Source organism: Streptomyces sp. RFCAC02 (genome assembly GCF_004193175.1).
Classification (GTDB): Bacteria; Actinomycetota; Actinomycetes; order Streptomycetales; family Streptomycetaceae; genus Streptomyces.
Window position 1 is genome coordinate 4,785,161 of the sequence record NZ_SAUH01000001.1, and the last position, 18,002, is coordinate 4,803,162.

The 18,002-nt window shown below is 73.3% G+C and carries 17 protein-coding genes; 9 read left to right on the top strand and 8 right to left on the bottom strand.

Features of this window, described 5'->3' with window-relative positions; genetic code table 11:
- Positions 1–12: 12 nt before the first annotated feature.
- Positions 13–2,058 carry a TIM-barrel domain-containing protein gene (locus EMA09_RS22220; RefSeq protein ID WP_129842745.1) on the bottom strand — a complete coding sequence of 682 codons (2,046 nt, stop codon included), beginning with the start codon at positions 2,056–2,058 and terminating at the stop codon, positions 13–15.
- Between the two features lie 105 nt (positions 2,059–2,163).
- A complete protein-coding gene (locus EMA09_RS22225; protein ID WP_129842746.1) occupies positions 2,164–3,210 on the bottom strand; it encodes a LacI family DNA-binding transcriptional regulator in 1,047 nt (348 codons plus the stop codon).
- A gap of 224 nt (positions 3,211–3,434) precedes the next feature.
- Between EMA09_RS22225 and EMA09_RS22230 the strand changes: the two genes are divergently transcribed.
- Positions 3,435–5,273 carry an acyl-CoA dehydrogenase family protein gene (locus EMA09_RS22230; protein WP_240796518.1) on the top strand — a complete coding sequence of 613 codons (1,839 nt, stop codon included), beginning with the start codon at positions 3,435–3,437 and terminating at the stop codon, positions 5,271–5,273.
- A 7-nt stretch (positions 5,274–5,280) separates the two neighbouring features.
- Here the strand turns inward: EMA09_RS22230 and EMA09_RS22235 are convergent, their stop codons facing one another.
- The 3 genes from EMA09_RS22235 to EMA09_RS22245 are packed head-to-tail and all read right to left on the bottom strand — an operon-like array spanning position 5,281 to position 8,356.
- Positions 5,281–5,820, bottom strand: coding sequence for a hypothetical protein (locus EMA09_RS22235; RefSeq protein WP_129842748.1), 540 nt, complete (start codon positions 5,818–5,820; stop codon positions 5,281–5,283).
- Positions 5,817–7,949, bottom strand: coding sequence for a hypothetical protein (locus tag EMA09_RS22240; RefSeq protein ID WP_129842749.1), 2,133 nt, complete (start codon positions 7,947–7,949; stop codon positions 5,817–5,819). Before EMA09_RS22240 ends, EMA09_RS22235 begins: the two co-directional genes overlap by 4 nt.
- 17 nt (positions 7,950–7,966) lie before the next feature.
- Positions 7,967–8,356, bottom strand: a complete 390-nt coding sequence (locus tag EMA09_RS22245; protein ID WP_129842750.1) for a hypothetical protein — start codon at positions 8,354–8,356, stop codon at positions 7,967–7,969.
- Between the two features lie 93 nt (positions 8,357–8,449).
- Between EMA09_RS22245 and dxr the strand changes: the two genes are divergently transcribed.
- The 5 genes from dxr to EMA09_RS22270 all read left to right on the top strand — a co-directional run bounded on the left by dxr (position 8,450) and on the right by EMA09_RS22270 (position 13,798).
- Positions 8,450–9,730, top strand: a complete 1,281-nt coding sequence (gene dxr, locus EMA09_RS22250) for a 1-deoxy-D-xylulose-5-phosphate reductoisomerase (RefSeq protein ID WP_129842751.1) — start codon at positions 8,450–8,452, stop codon at positions 9,728–9,730.
- Positions 9,727–11,031, top strand: a complete 1,305-nt coding sequence (locus tag EMA09_RS22255) for a site-2 protease family protein (RefSeq protein ID WP_129842752.1) — start codon at positions 9,727–9,729, stop codon at positions 11,029–11,031. The genes dxr and EMA09_RS22255 overlap by 4 nt, the downstream gene beginning before the upstream one ends.
- Before the next feature lie 61 nt (positions 11,032–11,092).
- A complete protein-coding gene (ispG, locus tag EMA09_RS22260) occupies positions 11,093–12,247 on the top strand; it encodes a flavodoxin-dependent (E)-4-hydroxy-3-methylbut-2-enyl-diphosphate synthase (protein ID WP_129842753.1) in 1,155 nt (384 codons plus the stop codon).
- Positions 12,248–12,320: 73 nt separating this feature from the next.
- Positions 12,321–13,166, top strand: coding sequence for a DUF4081 domain-containing GNAT family N-acetyltransferase (locus EMA09_RS22265; protein WP_129842754.1), 846 nt, complete (start codon positions 12,321–12,323; stop codon positions 13,164–13,166).
- Between the two features lie 59 nt (positions 13,167–13,225).
- Positions 13,226–13,798, top strand: a complete 573-nt coding sequence (locus EMA09_RS22270) for a GNAT family N-acetyltransferase (protein WP_129842755.1) — start codon at positions 13,226–13,228, stop codon at positions 13,796–13,798.
- An 18-nt stretch (positions 13,799–13,816) separates the two neighbouring features.
- Here EMA09_RS22270 and EMA09_RS22275 read toward each other — a convergent pair whose 3' ends face one another.
- The 3 genes from EMA09_RS22275 to EMA09_RS22285 are packed head-to-tail and all read right to left on the bottom strand — an operon-like array spanning position 13,817 to position 15,675.
- Positions 13,817–14,707, bottom strand: coding sequence for an aminoglycoside phosphotransferase family protein (locus EMA09_RS22275; RefSeq protein ID WP_129842756.1), 891 nt, complete (start codon positions 14,705–14,707; stop codon positions 13,817–13,819).
- 3 nt (positions 14,708–14,710) lie between these two features.
- Complete coding sequence (locus tag EMA09_RS22280; RefSeq protein WP_129842757.1) at positions 14,711–15,190, bottom strand: DUF4439 domain-containing protein; 480 nt, start codon at positions 15,188–15,190, stop codon at positions 14,711–14,713.
- Positions 15,187–15,675, bottom strand: a complete 489-nt coding sequence (locus tag EMA09_RS22285) for a hypothetical protein (RefSeq protein WP_129842758.1) — start codon at positions 15,673–15,675, stop codon at positions 15,187–15,189. Before EMA09_RS22285 ends, EMA09_RS22280 begins: the two co-directional genes overlap by 4 nt.
- Positions 15,676–15,902: 227 nt before the next feature.
- Here EMA09_RS22285 and rimP point away from each other — a divergent pair, with 227 nt between their 5' ends.
- The 3 genes from rimP (at position 15,903) to EMA09_RS22300 (ending at position 17,863) form a co-directional block, all read left to right on the top strand.
- Positions 15,903–16,415, top strand: coding sequence for a ribosome maturation factor RimP (rimP, locus tag EMA09_RS22290; RefSeq protein ID WP_129842759.1), 513 nt, complete (start codon positions 15,903–15,905; stop codon positions 16,413–16,415).
- Positions 16,416–16,417: 2 nt separating this feature from the next.
- On the top strand, positions 16,418–17,434 hold the full coding sequence (gene nusA, locus EMA09_RS22295) for a transcription termination factor NusA (RefSeq protein ID WP_129842760.1): 1,017 nt from the start codon (positions 16,418–16,420) through the stop codon (positions 17,432–17,434).
- A gap of 117 nt (positions 17,435–17,551) precedes the next feature.
- The gene (locus tag EMA09_RS22300; protein ID WP_129842761.1) at positions 17,552–17,863 is read left to right on the top strand and encodes a YlxR family protein; all 312 of its coding nucleotides are present in this window, start codon (positions 17,552–17,554) and stop codon (positions 17,861–17,863) included.
- Positions 17,864–18,002: the final 139 nt, after the last annotated feature.

Consider the following 18,002-nt stretch of genomic DNA (forward strand, 5'->3'; position numbering starts at 1 on the left):
GGGCGCACGGGGTCACGCGCCGTCGCGCACGGGCAGCCGCGCCCCGTCCCGCAGGAACAGCGGAATGCGCTCGAGCGGCGCCGCCACCGTCACCTCGGCGCCGCCGTCGTACGCCTCGCCGGTCCACGCGTCGGTCCACCGCGCGCCCGCCGGCAGGTACACCGTCCGCTCCCGCGCGCCCGCGTCGAGCACCGGCGCCACCAGCAGGTCGGGGCCGAACAGGTACGCGTCGGCGACGTCCCACGCCCGCCCGTCGTCCGGGAACTCCAGGAACAGCGGGCGCATGGGCGGCAGGCCCTCCTCGTGCGCCTCCCGCATCAGCCGCATCACGTACGGCCGCAGCCGCTCCCGCAGCCGCAGGTACGCCTCCAGGATCTCCCCGGCCCCCGCACCGTAGGACCACACCTCGTTCGGCCCGCCCGTCATCGCCGGACCGAGCGGCATCCCGGGGTCGCGGAACCCGTGCAGCCGCATCAGCGGCGACAGCGCCCCGAACTGGAACCACCGCACCAGCACCTCCCGGTACGCCGGGTCGTCCGGGTCGCCGCCGTGGAAACCGCCGATGTCCGTGTTCCACCACGGGATGCCGGACAGCGCCGTGTTGAGGCCCGCGGCGATCTGCCGCCGCAGCGTCGCGAAGTCCGTGCCGATGTCGCCCGACCACAGGGCCGCGCCCCACCGCTGGCTGCCCGCCCAGGCGGAACGGTTCAGCGTGATGACGCCGTCCTCGCCCGCGCCCGACGCCCACAGCCCCTCCGCGAACGCCCGCGCGTTCTCCCGCGGATACAGGTTCCCCACCTCCAGGCCGGGACCGGCGTGGTAGCGCAGGTTCGCGGCGAAGCCCGGCTTCAGCTCCGGCTCGCACGCGTCCAGCCAGTACGCCGATATCCCGTACGGCTCCAGGTAGTTCTCCCGCACCCGGTCCCACACGAAGCCGCGCGCCTCCGGGTTCGTCGCGTCGTAGAACGCCACCTGCACCGTCGAGGCGACCTCCTTGTCGGGCCAGTCCGCGTGCGCCAGCGGCCCGTACTCCGTGCCGATGAACCAGCCGCGCTGCTCCATCGGCCCGTGGTGCTCGCTCAGCGGCGACACGGACGGCCACACCGACACGACGAGCCGGATGCCGAGTTCGTCCAGCTCGCGCACCATCGCCGCCGGGTCGGGCCACTCGGCCGGGTCGAACTTCCACTCGCCCAGGTGCGTCCAGTGGAAGAAGTCGCACACGATCGCCGAGACCGGCAGCCCGCGCCGCGCGTACTCCCGCGCGACGCCGAGAAGTTCGTCCTGCGTGCGGTAGCGCAGCTTGCACTGCCAGAAGCCGGACGCCCACTCGGGCAGCAGCGGCGCGCGCCCCGTCGCCGCCGAGTACCGGCGCTGCGCGTCGGCGGGGGAGCCGGCCGTGATCCAGTAGTCGATCTGGCGCGCGCTGTCCGCGACCCAGCGCGTCCCGTTGTGCGCCAGCTCGACGCGCCCGATCGCCGGGTTGTTCCACAGCAGGGTGTACCCGCGGCTCGACGTCAGGACCGGGATCGACACCTCGGCGTTGCGCTGCACCAGGTCGACGACCGCGCCCTTCTGGTCGAACAGCCCGTGCTGGTGCTGCCCGAGCCCGTACAGGCGCTCCCCCTCGTACGCGGCGAAGCGCTGTTCGAGGCGGTGGTAGCCGTTGCCCGTGGCCGTGTAGAGGCGGGGGCCGGGCCACCAGAAGTGCGCGCGCTCCTCGGCGAGCAGCTCGGAACCGTCGCCGGTGCGCGTGAACCGCACCATGCCCTCGGCACTCACCTCCGCCGTGATCGCGCCGCTGACGAGCGTGGCGGCCCCGGCACCGATGCGCACGGCCGCGGTGCCGCTCGGCGGCGGCGTCCCGTCCAGCGCGCCCGGCAGGTCCCGCAGCACGGGGCCGCCGAGCCGCGCCCGGACGCGGACCGCGTCGGGACCCCACGGCTCGACCCGCAGGGTCTCCTGCCGGCCGCTCCACTCCAGCGCGCCGTCGCGCTCGGTGAAGGTGCCGACGGTCGGGGAGGACTGGGCGAGGGAGACGGAAGTCGGATCGTTCACGCTGCTCCTGTCGGACGGCGGCGGGTGGCAGTTGGCCGGCCGCGCCGGCGTGCGGCGCGGGGCTGCGCGGCGGCGCGGACGTACGGGGGGAGCGGGGGCGCGGGGTCAGCGGGCGGCGGGCACGGCCGGCCCGGTCCGGGGCGCGGCGGGCGCGGGACCGGTGCTCGCCCGCACGGTGAGCTGCGGCGGGAGCAGTTCGACGACCGGCTCGGCGGACGCCTCCCGCATCTTCGCCATCACGAGGTCCACGGCGCGCCGCCCCATCTCCTGCGCGGGGATCGCGACGGACGTGAGCGCGACCGATGTCTGCGTCGCCACGTGGTCGGGGCAGACGGCGACCACCGAGATGTCCTCCGGCACGGCGCGGCCCTGCTGCCGCAGCAGGCCGAGCAGCGGGCCGATGGCCGCCTCGTTCTGGACGACGAACCCGGTCGTGGCGGGGCGCTCGTCGAAGATCCGCGCCAGCGTGCCGGCAACCGACTCGTAGCTGCCTTCGCACGGCCGGTGCAGGACGCGCACCCCCAGCTCGGCGGCGCGTTCCCGGACGCCCTGCACCGTGCGTTCGGCGAACCCGGTGCGGCGCTCGTACACGGCGGCCGCCTCGCCGACCACCGCGATGTCGCGGTGCCCGAGGTCCGCGAGATGGTCGACGCACAGCCGGCCCGTGGCGGCGAAGTCCAGGTCGACACAGGTGAGGTCGGCGGCGTCGGCCGGCAGTCCGATGAGGACGGCCGGGCGGTGGGCCTCCCGCACCAGCGGGAGGCGGCCGTCCTCCAGCTCGACGTCCATGAGGATCATGGCGTCGGCGAGACCGCTGCCCACCACGCGCCGCACCGCGGCGGGACCCTCGTGCCCCGTCACGAGCAGCACGTCGTGGGCCTGTTCACGGGCTGTCGTCGCCACGGCGACGGCGATGTCCGTCATCACCGGGACGTACATCTCGGTCCGCAGCGGCATCATGAGGGCGATGATGTTCGACTTCGCGCTGGCGAGCGCGCGGGCACCCGCGTTGGGGTGGTAGCCCAGCTCCCTGATGCTGCGCTCGACCCGCTCCCTGGTCGGCGTCGAGATGGTGCGTTTCCCGCTGAGGACGTAACTCACCGTGCTGGCTGAGACGCCCGCGTGGCGGGCGACCTCGGCGAGAGTGACCATCGGCTCTCCCGTGGTGGGTGGAAGGCGTGAAGCGCTTCGACAGCGGAACTCTTGGCGATCGCGTTGACCTTAGACCGGTGCCATGGCGGTGTCCATACACGTGTTGAAGCGCTTCAACACGGAAGCTGACGGCCCGTCGGCGGATACGCGGCGCCATCGGGCGGGTACATACGGGTCACGGAGCGCGGCCAGGACGCGCCCCGCGCCGTGACGAGGTGATGCGCATGTCGATCCCCGGACGGGACGCCCGCAGGGCCGCCGCCGCGGCCCGTACCGCGCACCGGCTCGAACCCGGCTTCGCGGACCATCTGTTCCTCGGCCGCCTCCGCATGGACCTGGTGCACCCGCGCCCCGAGCCGGATCCGGAGACCGGACGGCGCAGGGACGCGTTCCTCGCGCGCCTCGCCGACTTCTGCCGTACGTCGGTTGACCCCGCCGCGATCGAACGCGACGCCCGCGTCCCCGCCCGCACCCTCCGCGGGCTCGCCGACCTCGGCGCGTTCGGCATGCGCATCGACCCGGAGTACGGCGGCCTCGGCCTGGGCCATGTCACCTGCAACCGCGCGCTCGCCGTCATCGGCTCGGTCAGCCCGGCGCTGGCCGCCGTGCTGACCGCCCACGTGTCCACCGGCGTGCCGCAGGCCCTTGCGGTCGCCGGCACCGCGGAGCAGCGTGCCGCGTTCCTGCCCCGCTGCGCGCGCGGCGCGCTGTCGGCGTTCCTGCTGACCGAACCGGACGCCGGCTCCGACCCGTCCCGCCTCGCCACCACCGCCGTGCCGGACGGCGACGGCTATGTGCTGGACGGCGTGAAACTGTGGACCGTCAACGCCGCCGCCGCCGAACTGCTCCTCGTCGTCGCGACGGTGCCCGGCGCCGGACCGGCCGCGTTCGTCGTGGAGGCCGGCGCGCGCGGTGTCGCCGTGGAGGACACCACGGGGTTCCTCGGCCTGCGCGGCAGCGGCACCGGGACGGTACGCCTGCGCGGCGTCCGCGTGCCCGCCGCGCACCGTGTCGGAGCCGAGGGCGACGGGCTGCGCATCGCCTTCTCCGTCCTCACCACGGGGCGCCTCGCGGTCCCCGCGCTGTGCGTCGGCGCGGGGAAATGGTGTCTGCGGATCGCCCGGGAATGGTCGGGCAGCCGCCGCCAGGGCGGCCATGTGATCGTCCGGCACGAGGCGGTCGCCGGCCGCGTCGCGTTCATCGCGGCGACGGCCTTCGCCCTCGACGCCGTCGTCGAGCTCACCGCCGAACTCGCCGACGAGGGCCGCTGCGACCTGCGTGCCGAGTCGGCGCTCGCGAAGCTGCTCGGGGGCGAACTGGCCTGGCGCATGGCCGACGAACTGGTCCAGCTGCGCGGCGGACGCGGCCTGGAGACCGCCGCGTCCCTCACCGCCAGGGGGGAACGGGGCATCCCGGCCGAACAGTTCCTCCGCGACCTGCGTGCCGCCCGGGTGGCCGGCGGCACGACCGAGATCATGCACGTCCTGCTGTCCCGGGAGGCCGTGGACGCGCACCTCAAGGTGGCCGGCGACCTGGTCGACCCGGAGGCGAGCCTCACCCGCAAACGCCGCGCGGGCCTCGCGGCCGGCCGGTTCTACGCACGCTGGCTCCCGAGCCTTGCCACCGGCCGCGGCCATCTGCCGCTGTCCTACGGTGACTTCCACATCTCCGGCTACCCCGACCTCGCGGCGCACCTGCGCTGGACGGAACGCACGGCCCGCCGCCTGGCCCGCGCCACGTTCTACGGCATGTCACGCTGGCAGACGGGCCTCGAATCCCGCCAGAACTTCCTGGCACGCGTCGTGGACATCGGAGCCGAACTCTTCGCGACGTCAGCGGCCTGCGTCCACGCCGAACGCCTCCGCTCCCGCGGCGACCACGGCCGGGAGGCATACGAACTGGCCGACGCATGGTGCGGCCACGCACGCCTGCGGACGGAGACACTGTTCCGCGCACTGTGGCACAACACGGACACACGCGACACGACACTGGCACTACGGGTGACAGCGGACCGCTACACATGGCTGGAAGAACCGACACTGGACCCTTCGACGACACCATGACCGGGCCTCACTCCCCAGTGCAGTACACCTCCTTGAAGTGCTCGACATAGTCGCGGGCGAACGCCTCGATCATGTCGATCCATTCTTCGGGATCTTCCCCGTCGCGCTGAAAACCACCCAACTGGATAAGGGCGTAAGAGGTATCGGGTTCCTGATCGGAAACGCACGCGATGGAAGCGGCTGCCCCGCTGGGAGATACGGCTCCTTCGTCGCCGATCTGCGCCGGCTCGGCATCGTCACCTGCCCATGACAGCGGTGCATCGGCCTCGGGAAGGAGGAATGCAGTGGATATGACCGCTGTGGTGCCGTCCACAAGAGCGACGCAGGAGATCCCAAGGCCGTCCTCGGAGAACGACAGTCGGTCACCCGGAGGGAGAAGCGGCTCCAACAAAGTGGCATCGATCTTGACTTCGCACAGCTCCTCGGGCGTGCTGTAGCCAAGAGCATCCTGGTCATTCCCCCCGCAGCCGGACAGGGTAGGAGTTGCCAAAATGGCCAGCATGAGAGGAATGCGGGACTTCCGGTTGGCGAAAGTGTGTTTGATCACCTGTAGCGCTCCCCGTTTACTGCTGAATCGGCGATGTGGGAGTAACGAGAGCCTTCATGCTCGTATCGATCATGCCCGTCGGCCCAGTCGCGGTTTATCTCGTACCAGGCATCCGCCAGGGAGTTGAGTTGATAGGTGCGCACCTGGTTGGCCGCAGCAGTGGCATCTTCGGAGAATTCCGCGATCCTCCGCTGCTCGTCCTTGCTCCACTCGGTGATCACGGCGTCCGCCAGAATTCCGGCGAAGCCGCCGTACGGGACGTAACTTGCGGCTGTGCCCGTCATATAACCAGCCATCTGGGTATCCCAGGCCAAATCGTCGCCACGATCCTGCAGTTCGAGGTCGATTGCTTCCCTGCGGGCTCCTTCGAGATATCCCACCGTCTGCCCCGCCCTGTCCAGGGTTTGCCCGGGATCGAGGGTGCTTTCACGCAGGGTCTCCGTGTCGTCGAAGGATCCGACAATGGAGTGCATAAGCCCTTCGTTGAGCAGGGCGTATGCGCCGCCGTCCCGGGAGACCTCGGTGATCACCCCGCGCAGGTCTTCCCGGTCGAGGGCCGTGTCGAGGAGGTAGCCGCTGGTCGTGTCGTGTACTTCGGCGCCGTGGTTGACCAGGATTTGGGCCACTGGTTCGCGGAATTCCGGTGGGAATTCGTGGCCTGTGCCCGCCAGCATGCTCAGGGACCTGTCCAGGACTCCCGCCTGCCGGTCGCGGTCGACGGTCGGTGGGCGTTCGAGGTGGTCGGGGTCGAGGCCCGTCGTCGCCGCGAAGAGGGCGTTGCCCGTGGACTGCAGCGCCACGTCCCTTCCCTGGTCGTCCTCCGTCACGATGACGTGGCCGTCGATGCGCTGCGTCAGCAGGTATTCCGCCGTCTCCGCGTCCGTGAAGACCGTGTTGGCCGCGTCCGGGTTGTGGCTCAGTGCGTCCATGTAGCCGGTCATCGGGTCCAGCCGGAACGCGTCCCCGATGGTGATCGGGTTGGGCTCCCCCTCCACCTCGGCCCACATCCCGCCGGGCACGTCGCTGTCGCGCTCGAACTCGATCAGCTCCTCGCCGTACGCCTCAAGGAACCCCGAGTCGTACGCGCCCGACGCCATCAGGTTGCTCATCACCTGGAACCCGTACGGCGACCAGCGGACGTCGTCGCCGAGGCGTTCGCGCCCCAGGTCGATCATGTCGGTCCGCCACTGCTGCATCACCGGATCGTCCGTGAGCGTCGTGGCGAGGCCCAGTGCCTCCCCGAGGTTGCCCTGCAGCGCGGTCAGGGTCTCCCTGCGCTCGTCGCTCGTCTCCCACTCGTGCTCCGGATCGGTCATGTCCGTCCAGAAGTCGAGCACACCCCGGGCGCCCAGCTCGCCGGCCAGGGCGGCGGCGAAGTACTGGTTGTCCTTGTTCTCCTCGACCACCGAGTTCAGCCACGCGGCCTCCTCGTCGGACATGTCCCAGCCCTCCCGCAGCAGGGGAAGGACCTCCTCGGCGGCCCGGCGGCCGAACGTCTCCTCCACGTCATCCCAGGACTCGTACGCCCCGGCGGTGAACGGCCCGTGTCCCTCGCCGGCCATCTCCCGCAGCGCCCGGGCGGCCGTCTCGTCCGCCTCCGCCGCCTCCGCGAGCACGGCGGCGATCCGGTCGGCGTACAGGTTCTTGAGGTCGTGCGACGCCGCAAGCCGTTCGTTGAACGCCGCGATCTCCCGCTCCGCCGCCTCGCCGCCGGTGTTGTCGCGCCGGTCGGGGTACGGGTGCTGCTGGACCGCCCCGTACGGACTCTCGCCCGCGAGCAGCACCACACCGTCCTCGGTGATCAGCAGCCCGTCGCCGTCCGCGTCCGCCGCGATGTCGTCGAGCTGCGTCCGGCAGCGGCGCAGCACGGCGGCCAGTTCCCCGAGGACCAGCCGGATGCCGTCGGCGTGCTCGTGCGCGTAGCCGAACCGGTCCACCGTCGCCGTGACGAATCTGCGGGTGACGGCCGCGTTCGCACCGTCCCAGTCGGCCTCGCCGGCCCGCGTGCCCATCCCGTCCCGCGCGTCCCCGGCCAGCGTCCCCAGTTCCCTGGCGACGCCCTCCCAGTCCGCGACCGCGCCGTCGAGCGCCGCCAGGTCCAGTTCGGTCAGCTTTCTGTACGTCGTCATACGGTCCCCCCGCCCCGTCACAGATCCGCGATACCCGGGTTCAGGGGAATCCCCACGCCGTCCCCCGCCGTGTGCAACTGCTGCAGGACCGAGCGCAGGCCCGTGTCCAGTGTGGTGTTCGCGCTGACGGTGACCGACAGATGCCCGTCGATCGACTCGCAGTCGCCCGCCAGCGCGTCCGTCTTCTCCTCGAACCGTTCCAGCGCCGTGCTCAGCGCGGCGCCGGTCGTGAGGCCCGCGTCCGTGAGCGCCGACGCGGCGTGCCCGCTCGCGTCCACGGCACGCAGTGCCCGGTCCAGCAGATCAGTCCGCAGCCCGGCCGCGTCCTGCCCGATCCGCCCGAGGACCTCCGTGCTCAGCGCCAGGTCACCCGCGCCCTCGTCCCGTGCCTCCGCCCCCGATGCCATACCGCCCCCCAGCTGCACCGCGTGTCCGATGACGCGCACACGGTAGCAAGGACGGTGTGCCGGGGCACCCGGCGGGCGGGTCACAATGGGGGGATGACCGAGAGTCCCGTCTGTCTCGCCGACCCGCACCTGCGCCGACCGGATGCCTCGCCGTCCGGGGCGCCGCGCGAGGTCGTGATCCTCGGCTCCACCGGATCGATCGGCACCCAGGCCGTCGACGTCGTGCTGCGCAACCCCGACCGGTTCCGCGTCACCGCCCTGTCGGCGGCGGGCGGACGGCTCGACCTGCTGGCCGACCAGGCCCACCGGCTGCGGGTCCGCGCGGTCGGCGTGGCACGGGCGGGCCTCGCCGGCGAGCTGCGCGCCGCCCTGCGCGCCCGGTACGGCGCCGGGGAGCCGCTGCCCGAGGTGCTGGCCGGCCCCGACGCCGCCACCGACCTGGCCGCGAGCCCCTGCCACACCGTGCTCAACGGCATCACCGGCTCCATCGGTCTCGCCCCCACGCTGGCCGCGCTGCGGGCCGGCAGCGTCCTCGCGCTGGCGAACAAGGAGTCCCTCATCGTCGGCGGCCCCCTCGTGACGGACCTCGCCGCCCCCGGGCAGATCGTGCCCGTCGACTCCGAGCACTCCGCCCTCTTCCAGGCCCTGATGGGCGGCACCCGCGCGGAGATCGCGAAGCTCGTCGTCACGGCGAGCGGCGGCCCCTTCCGCGGCCGCACCCGCGCCGAGCTGGCCGGCGTCACGCCCGACGACGCCCTCGCGCACCCCACCTGGGCCATGGGACCGGTCATCACCGTGAACTCGGCGACCCTCGTCAACAAGGGCCTCGAGGTGATCGAGGCCCACCTGCTGTACGGCATCCCGTTCGACCGCATCGAGGTCGTCGTCCACCCCCAGTCGTACGTGCACTCCATGGTCGAGTTCACGGACGGCTCGACGCTCGCCCAGGCCAGCCCCCCGGACATGCGGATGCCGATCGCCCTCGGCCTCGGCTGGCCCGAACGGGTGCCGGGCGCCGCCGCCCCCGTCGACTGGACCCGCGCGCACACCTGGGAGTTCCAGCCGCTGGACACCGATGCCTTCCCCTCCGTGCCGCTGGCCCGGCTGGTCGGTAGCCTCGGCGGTACGGCGCCCGCGGTGTTCAACGCCGCCAACGAGGAGTGCGTGGACGCGTTCCTCGCCGGACGGCTCCCCTTCACCGGGATCGTGGACACCGTCGCCCGGGTCGTCGAGGAGCTGGCCGGCGGCCCCGCCGGAACTTCCCCGACCCTCCCGGACGTCCTCGAAGCGGAGGCGGCCGCCCGCCGCCGCGCCCGCGAGCTGACCGGTACGGCCTCCCGCGCGCACCAGGAGAACCAGGAGATGACCGCATGACGGCGCTGATGTTCATCCTCGGCATACTCGTCTTCGTCCTCGGACTGCTGTTCTCCATCGCGTGGCACGAGTTCGGCCACTTCACGACCGCCCGCATGTTCGGCGTGCGCGTGCCGCAGTTCATGGTCGGCTTCGGCCCCACGGTCTGGTCGCGCAAGCGGGGGGAGACCGAGTACGGCGTCAAGGCGATCCCGCTCGGCGGCTACATCCGCATGATCGGCATGTTCCCGCCCGGCGAGGACGGCGCCATCCGCAAACGGTCCACCTCGCCGTTCCGCGGCATGATCGAGGACGCGCGCGCCGCCGCCTTCGAGGAGCTGCAGCCCGGCGACGAGAAGCGGCTCTTCTACACGCGCAAGCCGTGGCAGCGGATCATCGTCATGTTCGCCGGCCCGTTCCAGAACCTGCTGCTCGCCGTCGTGATCTTCCTCGGCGTCCTGATGGCCTTCGGCGTCAACACGCAGACGACCACCGTGGCCAGCGTCTCGGAGTGCGTCGTCCCGCAGGACGAGGGCGCCCGCGAGTGCCGCGACTCCGACCCGGCCGCGCCGGCCGCCGCCGCCGGGCTGCAGCCGGGGGACCGCATCGTCGCGTTCAACGGCGAGTCCATCGACGAGTGGGGCACCCTCCAGGACCGCATCCGCGATACCATCGGCCCGGCCACCGTCACGGTCGAGCGCGACGGCCGCACCCTCGACCTGCACGCCGACCTCATCGAGAACCAGGTCGCCAAGACCGACGGCGACGGCGGCTACGTCGAGGACGAGTACGTCAGCGCCGGCTTCCTCGGCTTCTCGCCGGCCAGCGGCGTCGTGCGCCAGAGCTTCCCCGAGTCCGTCGGGCGCATGGGCGACATCATGGTCACGGGCGTCCAGTCCCTGGTGGACATCCCCTCCAAGATCCCCGACCTGTGGAACGCCGCCCTCGGCAACGGGGAGCGCGAACCGGACTCGCCCATGGGCGTCGTCGGCGCGGCCCGCGTCGGCGGCCAGATCTTCACCCTCGACATCCCGGCCAGCCAGCAGATCGCGACGGCCCTCTTCCTCGTCGCGGGATTCAACCTCTCCCTCTTCCTCTTCAACATGCTGCCGCTGCTGCCCCTCGACGGCGGCCACGTCGCGGGAGCCCTGTGGGAGTCGCTGCGCCGCGGGGTCGCCAAGGTCAGGCGCCGCCCCGACCCGGGGCCGTTCGACGTGGCGCAGCTCATGCCCGTCGCCTACGTCGTCGCCGGTGTCTTCATCTGCTTCACCCTGCTGGTCCTGGTCGCGGATATCGTCAGTCCCGTGAGTCTGACCGGGTGAGGTGCCGTAGGCTCGGACAACAGGTTCACCGCCCAACCGCACCGTGGGGTCGCACACAGTCATGACAGCCATCTCGCTGGGAATGCCGTCCGTTCCGCTCAAGCTGGCCGAGCGCCGCCCCAGCCGCCGGATCAACGTCGGATCGGTCCCCGTCGGCGGTGACGCCCCGGTGTCCGTCCAGTCGATGACGACCACCCGCACGTCGGACATCGGCGCCACCCTCCAGCAGATCGCCGAGCTGACGGCGTCCGGCTGCCAGATCGTCCGCGTCGCCGTCCCCACGCAGGACGACGCCGACGCCCTGCCGGTGATCGCCCGCAAGTCGCAGATCCCCGTCATCGCGGACATCCACTTCCAGCCGAAGTACGTCTTCGCCGCCATCGACGCCGGCTGCGCCGCCGTCCGCGTCAACCCGGGCAACATCAAGCAGTTCGACGACCGCGTCCGCGAGATCGCGAAGGCCGCCGGCGACGCCGGCACCCCGATCCGCATCGGCGTCAACGCCGGCTCCCTCGACCGCCGCCTCCTCGCGAAGTACGGCAAGGCCACCCCCGAGGCGCTGGTCGAGTCGGCGCTGTGGGAGTGCTCCCTCTTCGAGGAGCACGGCTTCCGCGACATCAAGATCTCCGTCAAGCACAACGACCCCGTCGTCATGGTGAACGCCTACCGGCAGCTCGCCGCCGCCTGCGACTACCCGCTGCACCTCGGCGTCACGGAGGCCGGCCCCGCCTTCCAGGGCACCATCAAGTCGGCCGTCGCGTTCGGCGCGCTGCTGAGCGAGGGCATCGGCGACACCATCCGCGTCTCCCTCTCCGCCCCGCCGGTGGAGGAGGTCAAGGTCGGCACGCAGATCCTCGAGTCCCTCGGCCTGCGGGAACGCGGCCTGGAGATCGTGTCCTGCCCGTCCTGCGGCCGCGCCCAGGTCGACGTGTACAAGCTCGCCGAGGAGGTCACCGCCGGCCTGGAGGGCATGGACGTGCCGCTGCGCGTCGCCGTCATGGGCTGCGTCGTCAACGGCCCGGGCGAGGCCCGCGAGGCCGACCTCGGCGTCGCCTCGGGCAACGGCAAGGGCCAGATCTTCGTCAAGGGCGAGGTCGTCCGTACCGTCCCCGAGTCGAAGATCGTCGAGACGCTCATCGACGAGGCCATGCGGATCGCGGAGCGGATGCGGGCGGAGGGCACGCCGTCCGGCGAGCCCGAGGTCGCCGTCAGCTGACCGACGCCACCGGGGGCACGGCCGCGCCGCGCGCCGTCCGTGCCCCGGGCGCCCGACCCGAGGTCCCGACCCTGTGCCCACATCCGCCACACGGCTCCTCACACCGGCCGACCTCGACGCCGTCCTCGGCGTCCTGGACGAGGACCCCGTCGCGAACGCCTTCGTGACCGCCCGCGTGCTCGACTCCGGTCTCGAACCGGCCTGGCTCGGCGGCGAGATGTGGGGCTGGTACCGGGACGGGCGCCTCCGCTCCCTGGCCTACGCGGGCGCCAACCTCGTCCCCATCGGCGCGGGTCCCGCGGCGGTCCGCGCGTTCGCCGTCCGCGCCCTGCGGCAGGGCCGCCGCTGCTCCTCCATCGTCGGCCCGGCCGAGCCCACGGCCCTGCTGTGGGACCACCTGGAGCCCCGCTGGGGCCCGGCCAGGCAACTGCGGCGCCGCCAGCCCCTCATGGCCACCGGCGCCGTCCCCGCCGGTGTGACGCCCGACCCGGCGGTCCGCCGGGTCCGCAAGGACGAGATGGACCTCGTCCTGCCGGCCGCCGTCGCCATGTTCACCGAGGAGGTCGGCGTCTCCCCGCTGGACGCCCACGACGGCGGGCTCACGTACCAGTCGCGCGTCGCCGAGACCGTCGGCACCGGCCGCTGCTTCGCCCGCTTCGAGGCCGGCCGCGTCGTCTTCAAGGCGGAGATCGGCGCCGTCACGCCCGGCGTCTGCCAGCTCCAGGGCGTCTGGACGGCCCCCGACCGGCGCGGCCGCGGCCTCGCCACGGCCGGCCTCGCGACGGTCCTGCGGTGCGCCCTCACCGAGATCGCCCCCGTCGTCAGCCTCTACGTCAACGACTTCAACGCCCCCGCCCTCGCCGTGTACCGGCGCCTCGGCTTCCGCGACGCCGGCACCCTCATGAGCGTCCTGTTCTGATTCCGCTCCACGGGCACACCGGACGCGACTTCCGCCCGGCCGCGCGTTAGCCTCCCCGCATGACACCATCCGGCGGCGCCGCACACGACGACCAGCGCATCCGCATCGCCCCCCTCGACCTGACGGCGTCGGTCGACGACGCCCTTGCCGTGCAGGCCCGGGCGTTCGGGCTGAGTCCCGAGGAGGTCGCCGTGCGGCGCCACATCGTGCTGCGGCACGCGGCCGCCCCGGGAGCGCGCGCCCTCGGCGCCACCACGCCGGACGGGCGGCTCGTCGGCTTCATCTACGGCATGCCGAACGACCGCGCGCAGTGGTGGTCCACCGTCGTCGAGCCGTACCTGCGGCGGGCCGGGAACGACTCCTGGCTCGACGACTCCTTCACCGTCACCGAACTCCACGTCCTGCCGAGCCACCAGAAGCACGGCATAGGCCGCCGGCTCATCACCGAGCTGACCGACACCGCCGATGAGCCGCGGTCGATCCTCTCCGCGCTCGACATCGAGAGCCCCGCCCGCGGCCTGTACCGCAAGCTCGGCTACCAGGACCTGGCGCAGCGCGTCATGTTCCCCTCCGCGGCCACCCCGTACGCCGTCATGGGTGCCCCGCTTCCGCTGCGCCGCCGGGACGCCTGACCGGCGGCCGGCCCGCCGTCACAGCCAGGTGGCGAACTCCAGCAGGTGCTCGGCCGCCCCGTCCCGCTTCGCCGCGTACGCCCGGGCCGCGGCCGCGACGGCCCGGAACAGCGCCCACCCGCGCAGCCGCTCGGGGTCGAGTTCGACGGAGCCCGCCAGCCGCGTGACCCGGCGCCGAGTCGCCGCCGCGGCGCCCGGCGAGGCGACCAGGTCGTGCAGCCGGTCGCGGACGAGCCGCGCGAGGTCGTAGGCCCGCTCCCCGACCAGTGGGTCGGGACCGACCGCGAGCCAGTGCGCCCGGTCCGTGGCCGCGGCGAGGACGGCGCCCTGCCGGAAGTCGCCGTGCAGCAGGACGGCCTCGGGCGCGCCGGCGAGGAGTCCGGCGCGCGCCGTGAGGGCCGCTTCGACCAGCGGCGCCGCTTCGTGCGGCACGGCCGACCGCATCAGCTCCGTCTGCGCGCCCGTCAGCTCCGCGACATCCGGGAACGGGTGCCCCGCGACCGGCGCCACCCACAGCCGCCGCAGGACCGACACCGCCTCCAGCGTGGCCTTCGCGTCCGCCAGGGAACGCAGCGACGTGGCCGGGCTCAGCCGCTCCAGCAGGAGGGCGCCCGCGTCGGCGTCGAGCCGCAGGGGCCGTACGGCGCCGAGGCCGTCCCAGGTGCGCAGCGCCGCGTCCTCCAGCGGAGCGGAACGGCCGGGCGCCGTCAGCTTGAGCACCGCGGGAACGCCGTCCGCCGTGCGCACGAGGACCGTCATGCTCGTCCGGCCGCCGGGCGCGATCACACGTTCGGGCGTCAGCCGCCAGCGTTCCGCGGTCCGCGCCGCCAGCGCCGGCAGGTCGTCGAGCCAGCCGGGCGCGGTGGCCCGCTGGGCGCGGACGAGGTGTTCCGGCGGGGCGAACTCCATCGGTCAGCGGCTCCCGTCCGCCGCGTACTCGGGCAGGCCGGGGAACGCCGCCGGCGCGCCCTGCCAGCGGGCCGCCCGCACGGCCGCCTCGCCGAGGGCGGCCGCCGCGTCCCGGCGCGTGTCCTCGTCACCGGCCCCCACGAGGTCCGCGTAGGCGGCGGCGAGGCCGGTCTCCAGCTCGCCCGCGAGCCGGACCGCCCCCGCCTCGTCGGCCACATCGAACGGCAGGCTGTACGCGGCGGCCGCGGCGACCGGCGTGCCGCCGAGGTCCCGCACCGTCCGGCGGAGGGCGTCACGGCGGGCGCGGTGCGCGGTCCAGGCGTCCTCGGCCTCCCGGCCCCGGTCCTCGCCGACGCGCCCGCCGACCACGCCGTAGCCGTACACGGCGGCGTGCTCGGCGGCCAGCGCGGCCTGCGCGGCGGAGAGCTCCGTCGGAGTCTCCTCCCCGGCCGCGGTACGGGTGGGGGCGTGCGGTGCGGTCATGCGCTGACCTCGTTCAGGAGATACGCCGTGGCGGCGCCGGCGGCGGCCAGGGAGGCGAGCAGGCGGGCGAGTTCCGGGGGGAGCCCGGTGAGGGCGCGGGTCCGCTCGTCGGCCAGGGTCCGTTCGGCGTCGGCGAGCGCGGTGACGGCCGCGGCGCCGTCCGCGGGGACCTCGGGGGCGCCGTCCGGGGTGACGGAGGCGGCGGGGTCGTCCTCGGCGAGCGCGGTCAGGTGGGCGGCGGCGACGGCGCGGAAGGGCGCGAGCGTGCCGTCGAGGTCCGGATGCGCGGCGGTCGTCGCGTCGTACCTGGCGAGGAGACCGGCGCTGTCGCGGGCCGCCCGGCGGCGCACGCCGCGCACGGCGGACGGTTCCATCTCGGTGACGCCCCCGCCGCCGTCCCCGCCGGTGCAGCCGGCCAGCCCGGCCGCGACACCGCAGGCCAGCAGGGTGCGCCGGGGGAGGGCCGTGGGCGGAGCAGAGGACATGGCTTCCCGCACTTCCCGTTGTGAGTGAACGACAAGATCACCGCACGGTGAGCGTACCCGGGGGTGTGGCGCCATCCCGTGGCACCCCGGCGCGCCCGGCGTGCCAGCCCCCGGCGCCGGCCGGTGCCGGCGGTCGGCGCGGCGTGCCGCAGACGATAGGGTGTGGGCCGAGCGCGCCCGACACGCACCCGTTCCACAACAGCACACGCGGCCGAGGAGTCACCCGGATGAGCACGACCCAGATCGAGAGGCTGCGGGCACTCCTGGAACCGCTGGCGGCGGCCCGGGGCATGGATCTGGAGGACGTGCGGATCACCCCGGCGGGCCGGCGCCGGCTCCTCCAGGTCGTCGTGGACACGGACGAGGGCGTACGCCTGGACGCCTGCGCCGACCTCAGCCGTGACGCCTCGGCCGCCCTCGACGCCTCCGACGTCATGGGCGACGCCCCCTACGAACTCGAGGTCACCTCGCCCGGTGCCGAACGATCCCTGTCCGAGCCGCGCCACTGGCGCCGTGCGACGGGCCGGCTGGTGCTCGTCACCCCGCACCGGGGTACGCCGCTGACCGCGCGCGTCACCGCCGCGGACGAAGCGGGAGTGGATCTGGAGGTCCCGGGGGAGAAGGGACGCAGGCCCACGGCTCGCCGGGTCGAGTTCACCGAGATCGCCAAGGCGCGCGTCCAGGTCGAGTTCAACCGCAAGCCCGCCGCCGCCGACGACGAGAGCCAGAAGGAGGCATAGCCGTGGACATCGACATGAGTGCGCTGCGTCTGCTCGTCCGGGAGAAGGAGATCTCCCTGGACCTGCTGGTGGAGGCCATCGAATCGGCCCTCCTGATCGCCTACCACCGCACCGAGGGCAGTCACCGCCAGGCCCGCGTGGTCCTCGACCGCGCCAGCGGGCATGTGACGGTGTGGGCGCGCGAGGACGCCGCCGACCTCGACGGTGAGGGGGCCGAGCCGCGGGAGTTCGACGACACCCCGTCGGGCTTCGGCCGGATCGCCGCCACCACCGCGAAGCAGGTCATCCTCCAGCGGCTGCGCGACGCCGAGGAGGACGTCACCTTCGGCGAGTACGCCGGGCGCGAGGGCGACGTCGTCGCCGGCGTGGTCCAGCAGGGGCGGGATCCGAAGAGCGTGCTCGTCGACATCGGGCGCCTGGAGGCGATCCTGCCGCCGCAGGAGCAGGTCCCCGGCGAGGAGTACCCGCACGGGACCCGGCTGCGGTCGTACGTCGTCCGCGTCGTGAAGGGCGCGCGCGGCCCGTCCGTCACGCTCTCCCGCACCCACCCGAACCTGGTGAAGAAGCTGTTCGAGCTGGAGGTGCCGGAGATCGCCGACGGCTCGGTGGAGATCGCCGCGATCGCCCGCGAGGCCGGTCACCGCACCAAGATCGCCGTGCGGTCCCTCCGCTCCGGGCTGAACGCCAAGGGCGCCTGCATCGGCCCGATGGGCGGGCGGGTCCGCAGCGTCATGGCCGAGCTGCACGGCGAGAAGATCGACATCGTCGACTGGTCGGACGACCCGGCGGAGCTGGTCGCGAACGCCCTGTCGCCCGCCCGCGTCACCCGGGTGGAGGTGGTGGACGCCGCCGCGCGGTCGGCGCGTGTCACGGTGCCGGACTACCAGCTCTCCCTCGCCATCGGCAAGGAGGGGCAGAACGCCCGGCTCGCCGCCCGCCTCACCGGCTGGCGCATCGACATCCGGCCGGACACCGCGGAGCAGCAGGCACGGCCCGAGCGCTCCGCCAGCGAGGCGTGAGGTCCGCCGGGACTCGTCCCGGCGGACCCGGAATACGGGCGGCCCCCCGCCCGTTGCAACGACCACCGCCACCCCGCCCCCCTGCGGGGCCGGGCGGACGGGGAGGTAGAATCCGAAGTGTCTGGCCGGACGCGTACGCGCGCCTGCCCGGAACGTACCTGCGTCGGATGCCGCCGCCGCTCAGCCAGGAACGACCTGCTGCGTGTGGTGGCACACGGGGATCGCTGTGTCCCCGATCTTCGCGGTACGCTGCCCGGTCGGGGCGCGTATCTGCACCCCACGCCTGACTGTCTCGAACTGGCGGTCCGCCGCCGGGCGTTTCCCCGGGCACTGAAGGTCCAGGGGCCGCTCGACACCGGGAACCTCCGGAGCGCCGTCGTGACGGCGGCCCCGGAAGCGCCGCAGGACCGGCCCCGCCGGGACACGTAACACGTAACAAGCGCCGCGCGGACAGGCCGCGCGGCAGGTACCTCGCGAGTCGGAAGTAGGTCGAGATTGCGATGAGCACTCGATGAGTACGCGATGAGTACGCCCGAGAAGTAGCGAAGGTCCGGCGGACGACCGACCC